We start from the raw sequence: 14,329 nt of genomic DNA, 5'->3' as shown, positions 1-14,329 counted from the left end.
AAAGCCCTTCCGGATCACTCCGCTGCCAGGGCTGGCCTGGCCTGCATCAGGTTCTCGATGAGACGCTGATCGCCCGGCGTCGCCGGATTGTAGACGATCAGGCTGAGGTCCGGCCGGCCGTCGACGGCGAAGGCGGAGTATTCCAGGGTGATCGGCCCCATCACGGGGTGGTTCAGGCGTTTCACCCCTTCGCCGTGTGTCTGCACGTCGTTTTCGCGCCACATGGACGCGAACTCGGGACTCGACCGGCACAGCTCCTCGACGAGCGGCATGATCTCGGCGTCGGCCCCGGCCCGGGCAGCATCGATCCTGAAGGAGCCGACGACGAAACGGGCCACGGCCTCCCACTCGGGCTGCGCGGACCGTATGCGGGGATCGGAGAAGATCATGCGCAGGATGTTGCGCTGGTCGGGCGGCAAGGCGCCGTAGTCGGTGAGCACCACCGCGGCGGCACGGTTCCAGGCAACGACATCCCATGTCGGCGTCCGCACGATCGCCGGGCTCCAGGTCAGCGCGTCGAGCAGGCGCTGCAGCCGAGGGGTGATCGGATCGCTGCCGTGGTAACGAACGCCCGGCTGCCGGCCCAGCCCGACCAGGAACAGGTGCTCGCGCTCGATCCCGGTCAGGGTCAGCGCGCGAGCGATCCGGTCGAGCACGTCGGCCGAGGGGTTGCCGCCGCGGCCCTGCTCGAGCCACGTATACCAGGTCGTGCTGATGTTGGCTCGCTGCGCCACCTCTTCGCGACGCAGTCCGGGGGTTCGGCGCCGGCTGCCGGATAACCCGAACAGGACCGGATCGAGCTTGGTGCGCCGGTTCTTGAGGTAGGCGCCGAGCAAGTTGCCGTTGGCCATGACGCCTCACCCTATGACAATTTATACCCGTATAATGTCCCTACTTTAACAGTTTGAGCCGACTGCCGACAGTGGTTGCACGTGACTGTTGGAGAGTTGTGACATGCGAATATTCATCACCGGCGCCACCGGATGGGTCGGCTTCGCCGTGGTCGACGATCTGGTTGCAGCCGGGCACCAGGTGACCGGCCTCGCCCGGTCCGGCGAGAAAGCGGCCCTGCTCGGCGCGGCCGGTGCCGAAGTTCTCCGGGGCACGCTCGACGATCTCGACATCTTGCGCAGCGCAGCCTCGGCTGCCGATGCGGTGATCCATACGGCGTTCAACCACGACTTCTCCAGGTTCGCCGAGAATGCCGAGCAGGACCGCCGCGCGATCGAGACCCTGGGCAGCGCCCTCGAAGGATCGGATCGCCCGCTTCTCGTCACCTCGGGCGTCGCATTGCTGGCGCCTGGCCGGCTCGCGACCGAAGCGGACGTTCTGCAGCCCGACCCGTCCTTCCCACGGCGGTCGGAATTTGCCGCAAACGCTCTCGCGGAGCGAGGTGTGCGCGTCGCCACCATCCGGCTTGCGCCATCGGTCCATGGCATCGGCGATCATGGTTTCATCCCGATGCTGATCGCCATGGCGCGCGAGAAGGGCGTCGCGGCCTATATCGGCGAGGGCATGAACCGCTGGCCCGGCGTGCACCGGCTGGATGCCGCCCGTCTGTACCGGCTCGTGCTCGAACGGGGCGTGACCGAGCCGGCCTACCATGCGATCGCGGACGAGGGGGTGCCGTTCAGGGACATCGCCGAGATGATCGGCCGCCGGCTCGGCCTGCCGGCCGGCTCGCGGGACGCCGGCCATTTCGGCTGGTTCGCCCGCTTCGCCGGCCTGGACATGCCGGCATCGAGCGAGCGCACGCGGTCGTTGCTCGGCTGGAACCCGACCGGTCCGGACCTGCTCACCGATCTCGACCAGCCCGGCTATTACCCGTCATGAGGACGCGGCGGGGCCGAAGCAGGCGTCCTCCTGCGGTCCGGTCGTCGTTGCGATCAGCGTGAGGTCAAGCGCGCCAGCGTGGCCTGTGCCATGGCAAGCGCGCCGTCACGCGACTTCGCGGCACCGACGAAGCGGCGCAGATGCACGAACACCGCGTCCGGCACGCCGCTGATCGTAGCCAGTTCGTCGTTCTGCAACCCGGCCCAGGCTTCCGACAGCGGCAGCTTCTGCGCGAACGAGCCGGGTTCCGGCGGTACAGTGTCGACCATCCAGTTCCCGTTTGAGGCCGGCGAGACGGTGAGGAGCACCGGCAGGGCGTGGTTGTGCACCACGTTCTTCCAGGGCATGCCGCGTTCCAGCACCAGCAGACGCGGATCCTCTGCCGAACGATGCGCGCCGAGCACGGTCGCTTCGGCATCCATGCGGGCACGCAGCCCGTCGACACGGTGGCGCAGCACGGTCTCGGCGAACGCGGTCGCTGCCAGGAAGGCGGTATCGCCGGCGGTCGGGCCGCTACCGGCGGGATCGTCCCAGGTCGGGTTGAACTCGCCGACCAGCGTCGAGAACCCGAGATTGTCGCGGCCGGGTCCGTCGACCGCGACGCCGTTGTCGATCTCGTCGATCCGCAGCACCAGGGTCGAGTCGAGGTCGGCGGCGATCTGGCCGGCGAACCGCTCGGCGCCCGCCGGCATCAGGGCTGCCACCGCGCGCTCGCCATAGACCTGCCAGATCAGGCCGGCGGACGAGAACGGCGTCTCGTTCGGCCGGGTCGGCGCGCCGCGCTGGTGATGGTCGAAGCGGTTCGTGGCGGCGTCGAACCTGGCGCCGACATCCCACACGATGTCGCCAGACTCGATGATCCCGGCGGACCGCGTGCGTGCCAGCGTGTGGTCGCGGCCGGGCTCGTGCAGCCCGAGCGCCAGGCGCAGCACGGTGTACGCGAACACCTCGTCGCAATGGAACTTGCCGCTATGGGTGACGAGGAGCGGGCGAGGCTGGTCGGCGGTCATGGCGGCAATCCAAACCTGTTGGTGCGCGAAGCCCCGGAGGGACGCCGCATTGGCCGCGCTATACACCAGCAGGCAGGATCGTGCGCATCGACCGGTGGTGGCGATCGGCCTCAGACGTCGATCGCCAACACCTGCACCGGCTCGCGGCCCTCGATCTCCACTGTCTCGCCGGCTTCCGCGCCTAGCAGCGCTGCCGCCAGGGGCGAGATGTAGCTCAGCAGGCCCTGGGCCGGATCGGCCTCGTCCTCGCCGACGATGCGAAAGTGGCTGGTGGTCCTGCCGCGCTTCACCGTAACCAGGACCCCGAACACTACCTCGTCCGGTGCCGACGTACGCGCCTCGATCGGCATGGCGGTGGCGCGTCGTGCCTGCCAGTAGCGCAGGTCCCGCAGCCTGCGCGGCCGCACGGTGTCATCTGACGCGGTATCCGCCAGCGCCGCCTGTGCCGAGGCCAGCGCGCTGTCGATCAGTGCCAGGCCGTTGGGCGTCACCAGGTTCGGGTGGGCGCTGACCGGGCGTTCCGGCACCGCCGACGCCCGGTTTTCCTCGGCTTCTTCCGACACGAACGCCCGGCTCATCGCTGCTTCCCTCGAGGTTGGTTGGGAAGAACCCAGGGCAAATCGCCCGGCGACGCGCCAGGTTGCCTGGACAGGTGCGCGCATGCTTCCCTCGATCGGGCTTCCAGCGAAGGACGCTCACGATGCATGCGATCACGGTACTCGTTCCCACCATACCGGTGCAGGGTTCGGCCAGCCCGTTCCCGGTGCGGCGGATCTGGTGCGTCGGCCAGAACTACGCCGATCATGCGCGCGAGATGGGCGGCGATCCGGATCGTGCACCGCCGTTCTTTTTCGCCAAGCCGGGCGATGCGGTGGTGCCCGGCGGTGGTACGCTGGTGTTCCCGCCCGAGACCGCATCGCTGCATCACGAGGTCGAGCTGGTCGTGGCGATCGGCATCGGCGGTCGCTCCATCGACCCGGTGCAGGCGCTCGACCATGTGTATGGATACGCGGTCGGGCTCGACATGACGCGGCGCGACCTGCAGGCGGAAGCCAAGAAGCTCGGCCGGCCGTGGGCGCTGGCCAAGGGGTTCGACCAGTCCTGCCCGATCGGCGGCATCGTCCCGGCCGTTGCCGGCTTCGATCCATCGCACGGCGCGATCACCCTCACGGTGAACGGCGTGCTGCGCCAGTCCGGCGACCTGTCGCAGATGATCTGGACCGTGGCCGAAGCGATCGCCTTCCTCTCCAGGTTCGTGGCACTCGCACCCGGCGACCTGATCATGACCGGGACTCCTGCCGGCGTCGGGCCGGTGCTGCCCGGTGACCTGGTGACCGGAACCTGCGAGGGCCTCGGCGACATCACCGTCCGCTACGTTGCGGGCGATGCGCCATGACGTTGCATGTCCTGACCGGCGCCTCGCGCGGTCTCGGCGCCGCGATGCTGATCCGCCTGCTCCGGGACGGGCACCATGTGGTGGCTGCCGCCCGCGGCCCGGCGCCGGACCTGCCCGGGCATGCGGGCCGGCTCGACTGGACCCGGCTCGATCTCGGCGATCTGGCAGCAACTCGGGACTGGGTGGTCCGGGCGGTCGGGGCATGCGAGGCGCAGCCGGCGGCGCTGATCCTGAATGCCGGCTCCCTCGATCCGCTGGTGCCGGTGGCCGACCTGCGCCCGGATGCGGTGGAGACCCATATGCGCGTCAACCTGGCCTCGCCCATGCTGGTGACGGCAGGCTTCCTGGAAGCAACCCGGGACTGGCCGGTGACGCGGCGCATCCTGGCGGTCTCGTCCGGAGCCGGCCGGCGCGGGGTCTCGCACTGGAGCGCCTACTGCAGCAGCAAGGCCGGGCTCGACAACTTCATACGTTCGCTGAACGCCGAATATGCCGAGGCGAAGACGGGTGCCGCGGTCCGCGCCGTATCGCTGGCGCCCGGCGTGATCGACACCGCCATGCAGCAGACCATACGCGGCCTCGACGCGCCGGATCGGGAGCGCTTCCAGGCGCTGCATGCGGAGGGTCGGCTGACCTCGCCGGACGATGCGGCTGCTGCGATCCTGGCCTATCTGCGACGGGACGATTTCGGGACGAACGAGATCGACGACGTCCGGAACTACTGATCCACCTTTCGGGAGGCAACACCAGATCTGGTGGATAAATTTCGCAGATACCACAACATGTGGCGATCGTGTTGATAGCTGCTGGCTGTGCCGATGGGGAGCGCGCATAATCCGGCACTGACTCGCAGACGCTCCGGAACGCGTCCGCGCCGGTCGAACCAGATGCATGGCGGAGTGACCGGCGGGGGTACCGTCCGGGCATCGCCGTCGACGGAGAGAGCCCATGGACCAGATCGTCCCACCACGTTTCGACCTGTTGACGGCGAACCCGGTATACAAGCCGTTCCGCTACCCGTGGGCCTACGATGCCTGGCTGACCCAGCAGCGCGTGCATTGGCTGCCGGAGGAAGTACCTCTGGCCGACGACGTGAAGGACTGGCATCGTAACCTGACGCCGTCGGAACAGAACCTGGTTACGCAGATCTTTCGCTTCTTCACGCAGTCCGACGTGGAAGTGAACAACTGCTACATGAAGCACTACAGCCAGGTTTTCAAACCGACAGAAATCCTGATGATGCTGTCTGCATTCTCGAATATCGAGACGATCCACATCGCCGCGTACAGCCACCTGCTCGACACCATCGGCATGCCCGAGGACGAATATTCCGCGTTCCTCGGCTACAAGGAAATGAAGGACAAGTTCGATTACATGCAGGGGTTCTCGGTCGAGAACAAGCATGAGATCGCCAAGACGCTGGCAGCGTTCGGCGCCTTCACCGAGGGTCTGCAGCTGTTCGCATCGTTCGCGATCCTGCTGAACTTTCCGCGCTTCAACAAGCTCAAGGGCATGGGCCAGATCGTGACGTGGTCGGTGCGCGACGAGACGCTGCATTGCCTGTCGGTGATCCGCCTGTTCCGGGTGTTCATCCAGGAGAATCCGGAAATCTGGACCGAGCAGCTCCGCACCGAACTGACCGAGATCTGCGCCACCATCGTGCATCACGAGGACGCGTTCATCGATCTCGCCTTCGAGCTCGGGCCGGTGGAAGGTCTCGATGCCGCCCAGGTGAAAACCTACATCCGCTTCGTGGCCGATCGCCGCTTGATGCAGCTCGGGCTCGATCCGCTCTACAACATCGAGAGCAATCCGCTGCCCTGGCTCGACGACATGCTGAATGCGGTGGAACACGCGAACTTCTTCGAGAACCGCTCCACCGAATACAGCCGGGCCTCTACGACAGGCACCTGGGAAGAGGCGTTCACCGCCTCGATCGGCGCCGACTGGCAGGCATCGACTGCCGTTCCCGCCTGATACTGTCGGCATGATTCCGTCGCATTCGTTCGTGCTGACGATCTCTTGCGCCGATGCGCCGGGGATCGTCGCCGCAACCACGGCCTGCCTGTTCGAGCGCGGCGGCAATATCCTGGATGCGCAGCAGTTCAACGATCTCGAGACCGGGCGCTTCTTCATGCGCGTGGTGTTCGCGGTCGTCGATCATGCGGGTGGGTCGATCCAGGATCTGCGCCGCGGCTTCGATGCGGTGGCGGCGCATTTCTCGATGCACTGGAGCCTGCGCAGCCAGGCCGATCGGCGGCGGGTCATGATTCTGGCATCGCGTCCGGACCATTGCCTGAACGATCTCATCTATCGTTGGCGCACCGGCGAGCTGCCGATGGATATCTGCGCCATCGTCTCCAACTATCCGCGCGAGACGTACGGGCTGGCGACGATCGGCGATATCCCGTTCCACATGCTGCCGGTCAGCCGCGAGACCAGGATGCAGCAGGAAGCCGGGATCTGGCGCCTGGTGCAGGAAACCGGCACCGACCTCGTGGTGCTGGCGCGTTACATGCAGATCCTGTCGGACGGGCTTGCAGCAAAGCTGTTCGGCCGCTGCATCAACATCCATCACTCGTTCCTGCCCGGCTTCAAGGGTGCCAGGCCGTATCACCAGGCGCACGAGCGCGGCGTGAAGCTGATCGGCGCGACGTCGCATTTCGTCACCGCCGCCCTGGACGAGGGACCGATCATCGAACAGGACGTGGAACGAATCTCGCATCGCGACACGCCGGAGGATCTGGTGCGCAAGGGCCGCGACATCGAGCGCCGGGTGCTGGCGCGTGCCGTGCATACCTACCTCGACGATCGAGTCATTCTCAACGGGCGCAAGACCATCGTCTTCTCCTGATCGGCGCGATAGGCTGCCGCGTCGAACATCGGGCGTTGTCAAAACCGCCGGTTCGTACAATGTGTTGTTAGACGAACGTCCGCCTCCGGCGAGACCGGTCCCGGCGGACGCCAATGTTCGAGGGAAAAACCATGGATCGTCCGCTCGAGATCGCCTTCCACAACCTGCAGGCCTCCGAGTCCGTCGAGGCGGAGATCAGGCGCCAGGTCAGGCGGCTTGAAGTTCGCTACGGCCATCTGACCGGATGCCGCGTCTCGGTCGAGGCGCTGCACCAGCAGCACCAGACCGGCAACCTGTTCGAGGTCCACGTGACGCTGTCGGTGCCGGGCCGCGACCTTGTCGTATCACGGGAACCGCATCACGCCAGGGAGCGCCACGCTCATCCGGACGTCTACAGTTCGCTGCGGGAAGCCTTCAAGGCGGCCGAGAAGCAGCTCGAATCCTACAAGGCGAAGCAGATCGACCATGCCAGCGCACCGTCCACCAGTGCCGATGCCCTGGCCGGCCAGATCGCGCTGATCGAGCCGGGTGCCGACCACGGCTTCCTGATCGATAATGTCGGCACCCAGCTTTATTTCCACCGCGACAGCGTGACCAGCGGTCGTTTCGAGGCGCTGAAACGGGGCGATGCCGTACATTACGTCCCGGAAATTAGCGGAACCGGGCCAGTTGCTGTCAAAGTGCGGCTGGCAGCCAGACACGCCTAAAAATCGAGGCTCGGCAGGCCAGGAGGCCACTCGGGCGAGTGGCCTCTGCAGCAAGCCGGTGACGTTTCTGATCGAAATGTCATCAATGCCCTTTTCTAACAGAATGTTAGGGGTATAACGATATAATAACGGGTGTCAGCGCGGCGCTGGCAGCTCGTACGGGATTTTAGGCATGAGAGTTGATCAACCATGGCTCGACGATGGAGGTCCGGTATCGGACGATATCCATCTCCTGCCGGTGCGCGACATCAGGAGACCCACCCGGAACCCGCAGGCGGTCATCCCGCGCCAGCATCGCCGCCTCCCGGAGCGGATCCTCGTCGCCGTCCACCAGGCCTGTGACCTGGTCGATCTCGAGGTCGCAGCAAGCCTCCTGCAGATCCTGGAGGTGGTGCTGCTGCAGCATGGCGGCACTCAGCCAGGCTCGCAGAACCCCGGACCCTATTCCGGGTCGCACGCGGCCTCGCGGCGATCGCTTGAAGGCATGATCGCGGCCTACGAGCGCCTCTGGCATCTGCGCCACGCCAATGATCCGGTCGAGGATCTGCTGCCGCAGGCAACCGGCAACCAATAATCCCCCGGCCCGCTATGCGGCGGACAGGACCCGGCTGAACCGGTCCAGTGCCCAGTCCACCGTGTCCGTATCGATCACCAGCGGCGGCGTTACCCGCAGCGTGTTCGTATGGGTCTCCTTGCACAGGATCCCCTGGTCGCGCAGATGCTCGCAAAACCGCCGGGCCCCGCCGGCTGCCGGATCGAGTTCGATCGCGATCATCAGCCCGCGCCCGCGCACCTCGCGCACCACCCCGGTCTGGATCGCCGCCAGCCCGTCCTGCAGGCGCCGGCCCATGCGGGCCGAATTCTCGATCATGCCCTCCTCGACCAATACCTTCAGCGCCATGCGCGACACCGCGCAGGCAAGTGGGTTGCCGCCGAAGGTGGAGCCATGCTCCCCGGGCTTCAGGACCCCCATCGCCGCGTCGTGGCTCAGGACCGCCGAGACCGGATAGAAGCCGCCGGACAGCGCCTTGCCGATCAGCGTCAGGTCCGCCTCGATCCCCTCATGCTCCTCGGCCAGCAACGCGCCGGTGCGGCCGAGGCCAGTCTGGATCTCGTCCAGGATCAGCAGCACGTCATGTTCGGTGCAGAGTGCCCGCGCCCGCGCCAGGTAGCCGGCCGGCGGGATGATGACGCCCGCCTCGCCCTGGATCGGCTCGACCAGGAAGGCGGCGGTGTTGCGGGTGATGGCCGCTTCCAGCGCGTCGGCGTCGCCGTACGGGATGATCCGGAAGCCCGACGTGAACGGGCCGAAGCCATGACGGGACGGCTCGTCGGTGCTGAAGCTGACCACCGACAGGGTGCGGCCATGGAAATTACCATCGCAGACGATGATCTCCGCCTGGTCGGCCGGGACGCCCTTGACCTGGTAGGCCCATTTGCGTGCCACCTTCAGCGCCGTCTCCACCGCTTCCGCGCCGGAGTTCATCGGCAGCGCGCGCGTGGAGCGGGTGAGGGTGCAGAGCTCCTCGTAGAACAGCCCGAGCTGGTCGTTGTGGAACGCCCTGGAGGTCAAGGTGAGCCTCGATGCCTGCTCGGTCAGTGCAGCCAGGATGCGCGGATGGCAATGGCCCTGGTTGACCGCCGAATAGGCCGAGAGGCAATCGAGGTAGCGCTTTCCGTCCAGGTCCCAAACCCAGACGCCCTCGCCGCGGCACAGCATCACGTCGAGTGGCTTGTAGTTGCTGGCGCCGTACTTCGCTTCCTTGGCGAGAAGCTGCTGGCTCAGGGTCGGCATCGGCGCCTCCAGCCGAAGCCCGGCGCGGCAATTGGTTTCAGGTCAGCAGGCGGCGGCCACGGCGCGAATGCGGGCGACCGACCTGTCGTTCGATGGGATCACGGACAGCACCAAGTCGTCCAGGAAATCCAGGTTGGCGGCCCGCGGGCCGGCGGCGTTGGTCACGATCCGGGTGCCGCCGGGCCTGGTGAACGACTGGGTCCGATGGGTATGGCCATGGATCCAAAGATCCACGACCCCGGTGTCGGTGAGGTGGGACAGGTCCGACGCGGAGTTGCCGGCCGCCCAGCTTCCCCACAGGTGCTCCGGCATGCACAGCGGATGCGGTGCATGATGCGTGACCACGACCACCGGCCTCGCGTCGTGATCGCGGGTGCGCCGGTCATCGAGCAGCTGGGCCTCGAGCCGTGTGCGCAACAGCCCATGCAGCCGGGCCGCATCGGAATTGGTGAGCAGCCGGTGTCCCTCGACCCCGGCGGCGATGTCGATCGGCTCCCCGGTCAGGGCGCCGGCTACCGTCGCGTGACCGCCCAGCCATCCGTCGGACCAGAGCGTTCCACCGAGGAACCGCATCCCGGCGACTTCCGCCTCGTCGCCCTCGAGCAGCGTCACGCCCAGCCGCGCGGCCTCGTCCCGGGCCGGCTGCAGGTCGGCGAGGACCGAGCCGTTCCAGTATTCATGGTTGCCCATCACGAACACCGAGGGCCGGCCGTCGGCCAGCGCGGCCACGATCCGCAGGGCGTGGCCCGCATCGCCCTGGAACACGTCACCGGCCACGACCAGAACGTCGAAATCGGGGCGCGGCGGCCGAAAGGCCTGCGGATACGGCACCGCCTCGAGATGCAGATCCGACATCACCCAAAGGCGGGTCATTCGCTGAAGTCCGCAGCGCGATACCCTTGCGCGAACAGCAGGGCCCGCAGGTCGGCATGGTCGACGCGGTTGGCGATGGCATCGGTAACCACCGGCTTGGCATGGAAGGCGATGCCGACCCCGGCTTCGCGCAGCATGTCGAGGTCGTTGGCGCCGTCGCCGACCGCCAGCGTCGCGGCCAGGCGCAGCCCGCGCGACCCGGCCAGGCTGCGTAGCGACTCCAGCTTGGCTTCACGCCCCAGGATCGGTTCCGCGACCGACCCGGTCAGGCGACCGCCCTGGATGCCGAGCTGGTTCGCATGATGGATATCGAAGCCGCACACCGCAGCCACCCGCTCGGTGAACCAGGTGAAGCCGCCCGACACCAGCGCCGTGGTGGCGTTGTGCGCTCGCATCGTGGCGACCAGGGTGCGCGCGCCGGGCGTGAGCTTGGTCTCGGCCCAGGTCTGTTCCAGTGCGGTGACCGACAGCTTCTTCAGAAGCTTCACCCGCTCGCGCAGCGCGGCGGCGAAGTCGATCTCGCCGTTCATGCTCTGCCGGGTGATCGCCGCGACCTGCTCGCCGACGCCGGCGCGTGTCGCCAGTTCGTCCAGCGTCTCGCTGCTGACGATGGTGCTGTCCATGTCCGCCACCAGCAGGCCCTTGCGACGTCCGCGCGAGCGGGTCAGCAGCACATCGACCGCCTGGCCCATGAAGCTGGCGCGGGTCGCATCCAGGCCGGGCTGTCCGGGTGCTGGCGCAGGGCAGGGGATGTCGACCGCCTCGCCCTCGGACAGGACTACCGCAGGCTGCCCCGAAACCAGTTCGCGCGCCTGCTCGACCATGGAGGCGGTCAGGAGGCCCGCTTCGCGTTGTGCAACGAGCGTGAGTGTATAAGGCAATGTCATGACGTAAGGGGGCTGGCCTGTTGTCGGTCGGCGTGTGGCAGGGATGGTGAGATGAGGCAAGGCGAACCAGCCATGCAACCGTTAGCTGCAAATCATTGCTTAATCGTCGCAGGCCCAACCTGCAGCGGCAAATCCGCCCTGGCGCTCCGACTGGCCCAGGTCATGGGTGGTAACGTCATCAACGCGGATTCGATGCAGGTCTATCACGAACTCCGCACCCTGACCGCCCGGCCGACGCCGGACGAGGAGGCGCTGGCGCCACACGCCCTCTACGGCATCAGGCCGGCCGCGATGCCCGGCAGCGTCGCCTGGTGGCGCGCCGCCGCACTCGGCGCCATGCAGGAAGCCTGGAATGCCGGGCGGCTGCCGATCCTGTGCGGCGGCACCGGGCTCTATCTGCGCGCCATGACCGATGGCCTCTCGCTGATCCCGGACGCCGGCGATACCGCCCGCCGGGAAGCGCGTGCCCTGCTGGACGAGATCGGTCCGTCAGCCCTGCACCAACGCCTGGCCCTGGTCGATCCGGACAGCGCGCGGATGCTGCGCCCGTCCGACGGCCAGCGACTGGCGCGTGCCTGGGAAGTCTGGTCCGGCACCGGCCGCGGGATTGCCGAATGGCGCGTCTCGCCCGGCTTGCCGCCGGCGCCTTGCCGGTTCATCGCGATCAGGCTGGATCCTCCGCGCGACGTGCTTCGCGCCGCCATCGAGGCCCGTTTCGGCCGGATGATCGAGACCGGTGCGCTGGACGAGGTGGCGGCCCTGCTCGAGCAGGACCTGCCGCCGACGCTCCCGGCGATGCGTGCACACGGCGTGCCCGAACTGGCGGCCTGCCTGCGCGGCGAGCTCGGCCTTGCCGAGGCCGGGCGGCGGGCGGTGTTGTCGCAAGGGCAATACACCAAGCGGCAGGCGACCTGGTTTGCTCATCACGCGCTGGCGCCGTCCGAACGGACCCTTATTATCAGCAACCGCATATCAGTTATGACGCAACAAATGGAAAGAACCGACGACGAATTTATATCATTTGTTCTGAACGCCGTTGACGCCCAGGCTGCCGGGGCTTAGAGCAACGCCCTCCGTGGCCACCCCTGGCCCGGTTAAAGGTAGCCAGCCTCCGCGGCGGGAGCACGAAATGAACGCATCGATGAACCTCAAGGACAGCCGGACCGCAGCCCATGACGGGCACGCGATCAGCACGCCGATCATGAACGGCGCCGAGGTTCTTCTCCGTGTTCTCCAGGAGCAGCAGGTCGAAATCGTCTTCGGATACCCCGGCGGCGCGGTGCTGCCCATTTACGACGCGCTGTTCAAGCAGAATTCCATTCGCCACATCCTGGTCCGTCACGAGCAGGCGGCCGTGCATGCGGCCGAGGGCTATGCACGCTCCACCGGCCGTGTCGGCGTGGTGCTGGTGACCTCGGGCCCAGGCGCCACCAATGCGGTGACCGGCCTGGTCGACGCGCTGATGGACTCGATCCCGCTGGTCTGCCTGACCGGCCAGGTGCCGACCCACATGATCGGCAACGACGCGTTCCAGGAGGCCGACACCACCGGCATCACCCGGCCCGCCACCAAGCACAACTACCTGGTCAAGCGTCCCGGCGACCTTGCCCGCACCGTGCACGAGGCGTTCTACGTCGCCCGCAGCGGCCGGCCAGGACCGGTGGTGGTCGACCTGCCCAAGGACATCATGGTCGGCCCGGCCACCTACGTCGCAGCATCGACGGCCCCGCACCGCTCCTATCGCCCGTCCCGCGAACCGGCCCGCGAGGCGATCGCCGATGCCGTGGCGGCGATGAAACGCGCCAGGCGCCCGTTGTTCTATACCGGCGGCGGCGTGATCAACTCGGGGCCCCAGGCGTCGGAGGCGCTGGGCCGGCTGGTGCGGATGACCGGTTTTCCCTGCACCTCGACCCTGATGGGGCTCGGCGCCTACCCGACCACCGACCCGCAGTTCGTCGGCATGCTCGGCATGCACGGGACCTACGAAGCCAACCTCGCCACCCATGGCTGCGACGTGCTGATCAATATCGGCGCCCGCTTCGACGATCGCGTCACCGGCCGGCTGGATGCGTTCTCGCCGGACTCGACCAAGATCCATGTCGATATCGATGCCTCCTCGATCAACAAGATCGTGCGCGTCGACATCCCGGTGGTGGGGGATGCCGGGCTCGCCATCGAGATGATGATCGAGGCCTGGCAGCAGGGCCCGGCCGCAAGCGATCGCGAGGCACTGGCTGCCTGGTGGCGCCAGATCGACGGATGGCGCGCCATCGATAGTCTCGCCTTCAAGCAGGACCCGTCGCCGAGCGCCATCATCAAGCCGCAGCACGCGATCCGCCGGCTGTACGACCTGTCCCGCGAGACCGGCCGCGACACCTTCGTCACCACCGAGGTCGGGCAGCACCAGATGTGGGCCGCGACCCACTTCCAGTACGAGAAGCCGAACCGTTGGATGACCTCCGGCGGTCTCGGGACCATGGGATATGGATTGCCGGCGGCGGTCGGCGTGCAGGTGGCCAACCCGGACGCGCTGGTGATCGACATCGCCGGCGAGGCCTCGACCCTGATGAACATCCAGGAACTCGGCACGATCGCCCAGTACCGGTTGCCGGTGAAGCTGTTCATCCTGAACAACCGCTACATGGGCATGGTTCGCCAGTGGCAGGAGTTGCTGCACGGAAGCCGGTATTCCGAAAGCTACAGCGAGGCACTGCCGGATTTCGTTAAGCTCGCGGACGCGTTCCACGCGACCGGCATGCGCGCGACCAATCTTGGTGAACTGGATGACGTCATACGCCGGATGCTGGCGCATGACGGGCCGGTCATCGCCGACATCTGTGTCGACGAACACGAGAACTGCTATCCGATGATCCCGTCCGGTGCCGCTCATAACCAGATGATCCTCGGGCCGGACCAGAGCCAGCAGGCGGCGCGGATTACCGATGAGGGGCTGATGCTCGTCTGATACGGTTAG

General features: G+C 67.0%; 15 protein-coding genes. 9 read left to right on the top strand and 6 right to left on the bottom strand.

Annotated elements, in window-relative coordinates:
• Positions 1-14: 14 nt before the first annotated feature.
• Positions 15-851: a helix-turn-helix transcriptional regulator gene (locus HN018_RS18550; protein WP_171835134.1), complete on the bottom strand. Its 837-nt coding sequence runs from the start codon at positions 849-851 to the stop codon at positions 15-17.
• A 103-nt stretch (positions 852-954) separates the two neighbouring features.
• On the opposite strand from HN018_RS18550, the gene HN018_RS18545 reads away from it, so the two are divergent.
• A complete protein-coding gene (locus HN018_RS18545; RefSeq protein ID WP_171835135.1) occupies positions 955-1,833 on the top strand; it encodes an SDR family oxidoreductase in 879 nt (292 codons plus the stop codon).
• Positions 1,834-1,886: 53 nt separating this feature from the next.
• On the opposite strand, the gene HN018_RS18540 is transcribed toward HN018_RS18545, so the two are convergent.
• Positions 1,887-2,843 (bottom strand): MYG1 family protein, encoded by a 957-nt coding sequence (locus HN018_RS18540; protein WP_171835136.1) that lies wholly within the window; start codon positions 2,841-2,843, stop codon positions 1,887-1,889.
• Between the two features lie 110 nt (positions 2,844-2,953).
• A complete protein-coding gene (locus HN018_RS18535) occupies positions 2,954-3,421 on the bottom strand; it encodes a GreA/GreB family elongation factor (RefSeq protein ID WP_171835137.1) in 468 nt (155 codons plus the stop codon).
• Positions 3,422-3,543: 122 nt separating this feature from the next.
• On the opposite strand from HN018_RS18535, the gene HN018_RS18530 reads away from it, so the two are divergent.
• The 6 genes from HN018_RS18530 (at position 3,544) to HN018_RS18505 (ending at position 8,374) form a co-directional block, all read left to right on the top strand.
• On the top strand, positions 3,544-4,239 hold the full coding sequence (locus HN018_RS18530; protein ID WP_171835138.1) for a fumarylacetoacetate hydrolase family protein: 696 nt from the start codon (positions 3,544-3,546) through the stop codon (positions 4,237-4,239).
• Positions 4,236-4,964: an SDR family NAD(P)-dependent oxidoreductase gene (locus HN018_RS18525; RefSeq protein WP_171835139.1), complete on the top strand. Its 729-nt coding sequence runs from the start codon at positions 4,236-4,238 to the stop codon at positions 4,962-4,964. The genes HN018_RS18530 and HN018_RS18525 overlap by 4 nt, the downstream gene beginning before the upstream one ends.
• 223 nt (positions 4,965-5,187) lie before the next feature.
• Entirely contained in the window at positions 5,188-6,216 is a 1,029-nt protein-coding gene (locus HN018_RS18520) for a ribonucleotide-diphosphate reductase subunit beta (protein ID WP_171835140.1), read from the top strand.
• Positions 6,217-6,226: 10 nt separating this feature from the next.
• The gene (purU, locus tag HN018_RS18515; RefSeq protein WP_171835141.1) at positions 6,227-7,093 is read left to right on the top strand and encodes a formyltetrahydrofolate deformylase; all 867 of its coding nucleotides are present in this window, start codon (positions 6,227-6,229) and stop codon (positions 7,091-7,093) included.
• Positions 7,094-7,224: 131 nt separating this feature from the next.
• Entirely contained in the window at positions 7,225-7,800 is a 576-nt protein-coding gene (locus HN018_RS18510; protein WP_171835142.1) for an HPF/RaiA family ribosome-associated protein, read from the top strand.
• A gap of 172 nt (positions 7,801-7,972) precedes the next feature.
• Positions 7,973-8,374 (top strand): hypothetical protein, encoded by a 402-nt coding sequence (locus HN018_RS18505; RefSeq protein ID WP_239478818.1) that lies wholly within the window; start codon positions 7,973-7,975, stop codon positions 8,372-8,374.
• Positions 8,375-8,386: 12 nt separating this feature from the next.
• Here the strand turns inward: HN018_RS18505 and rocD are convergent, their stop codons facing one another.
• The 3 genes from rocD to serB are packed head-to-tail and all read right to left on the bottom strand — an operon-like array spanning position 8,387 to position 11,355.
• Positions 8,387-9,595, bottom strand: a complete 1,209-nt coding sequence (gene rocD, locus HN018_RS18500) for an ornithine--oxo-acid transaminase (RefSeq protein ID WP_171835143.1) — start codon at positions 9,593-9,595, stop codon at positions 8,387-8,389.
• Positions 9,596-9,637: 42 nt separating this feature from the next.
• Complete coding sequence (locus HN018_RS18495; protein WP_171835144.1) at positions 9,638-10,468, bottom strand: metallophosphoesterase; 831 nt, start codon at positions 10,466-10,468, stop codon at positions 9,638-9,640.
• Positions 10,465-11,355, bottom strand: a complete 891-nt coding sequence (serB, locus tag HN018_RS18490; RefSeq protein ID WP_171835145.1) for a phosphoserine phosphatase SerB — start codon at positions 11,353-11,355, stop codon at positions 10,465-10,467. Before serB ends, HN018_RS18495 begins: the two co-directional genes overlap by 4 nt.
• Before the next feature lie 72 nt (positions 11,356-11,427).
• On the opposite strand from serB, the gene miaA reads away from it, so the two are divergent.
• Both miaA and HN018_RS18480 read left to right on the top strand, forming a co-directional pair.
• Positions 11,428-12,417, top strand: a complete 990-nt coding sequence (gene miaA / locus HN018_RS18485) for a tRNA (adenosine(37)-N6)-dimethylallyltransferase MiaA (RefSeq protein WP_239478816.1) — start codon at positions 11,428-11,430, stop codon at positions 12,415-12,417.
• Between the two features lie 79 nt (positions 12,418-12,496).
• Positions 12,497-14,320: an acetolactate synthase 3 large subunit gene (locus HN018_RS18480; protein ID WP_239479341.1), complete on the top strand. Its 1,824-nt coding sequence runs from the start codon at positions 12,497-12,499 to the stop codon at positions 14,318-14,320.
• Positions 14,321-14,329 lie beyond the last annotated feature (9 nt).

Source organism: Lichenicola cladoniae (assembly GCF_013201075.1).
Classification (GTDB): domain Bacteria; phylum Pseudomonadota; class Alphaproteobacteria; order Acetobacterales; family Acetobacteraceae; genus Lichenicola; species Lichenicola cladoniae.
This window is presented reverse-complemented; position numbering and strand designations above follow the sequence as displayed.

What these genes read in the sequence shown, in the direction of transcription:
- HN018_RS18550 (WP_171835134.1), bottom strand. Translation starts at nt 851, where the DNA reads ATGGCCAACGGCAACTTGCTCGGCGCCTACCTCAAGAACCGGCGCACC.
- HN018_RS18545 (WP_171835135.1), top strand. Translation starts at nt 955, where the DNA reads ATGCGAATATTCATCACCGGCGCCACCGGATGGGTCGGCTTCGCCGTG.
- HN018_RS18540 (WP_171835136.1), bottom strand. Translation starts at nt 2,843, where the DNA reads ATGACCGCCGACCAGCCTCGCCCGCTCCTCGTCACCCATAGCGGCAAG.
- HN018_RS18535 (WP_171835137.1), bottom strand. Translation starts at nt 3,421, where the DNA reads ATGAGCCGGGCGTTCGTGTCGGAAGAAGCCGAGGAAAACCGGGCGTCG.
- HN018_RS18530 (WP_171835138.1), top strand. Translation starts at nt 3,544, where the DNA reads ATGCATGCGATCACGGTACTCGTTCCCACCATACCGGTGCAGGGTTCG.
- HN018_RS18525 (WP_171835139.1), top strand. Translation starts at nt 4,236, where the DNA reads ATGACGTTGCATGTCCTGACCGGCGCCTCGCGCGGTCTCGGCGCCGCG.
- HN018_RS18520 (WP_171835140.1), top strand. Translation starts at nt 5,188, where the DNA reads ATGGACCAGATCGTCCCACCACGTTTCGACCTGTTGACGGCGAACCCG.
- purU (WP_171835141.1), top strand. Translation starts at nt 6,227, where the DNA reads ATGATTCCGTCGCATTCGTTCGTGCTGACGATCTCTTGCGCCGATGCG.
- HN018_RS18510 (WP_171835142.1), top strand. Translation starts at nt 7,225, where the DNA reads ATGGATCGTCCGCTCGAGATCGCCTTCCACAACCTGCAGGCCTCCGAG.
- HN018_RS18505 (WP_239478818.1), top strand. Translation starts at nt 7,973, where the DNA reads ATGAGAGTTGATCAACCATGGCTCGACGATGGAGGTCCGGTATCGGAC.
- rocD (WP_171835143.1), bottom strand. Translation starts at nt 9,595, where the DNA reads ATGCCGACCCTGAGCCAGCAGCTTCTCGCCAAGGAAGCGAAGTACGGC.
- HN018_RS18495 (WP_171835144.1), bottom strand. Translation starts at nt 10,468, where the DNA reads ATGACCCGCCTTTGGGTGATGTCGGATCTGCATCTCGAGGCGGTGCCG.
- serB (WP_171835145.1), bottom strand. Translation starts at nt 11,355, where the DNA reads ATGACATTGCCTTATACACTCACGCTCGTTGCACAACGCGAAGCGGGC.
- miaA (WP_239478816.1), top strand. Translation starts at nt 11,428, where the DNA reads ATGCAACCGTTAGCTGCAAATCATTGCTTAATCGTCGCAGGCCCAACC.
- HN018_RS18480 (WP_239479341.1), top strand. Translation starts at nt 12,497, where the DNA reads ATGAACCTCAAGGACAGCCGGACCGCAGCCCATGACGGGCACGCGATC.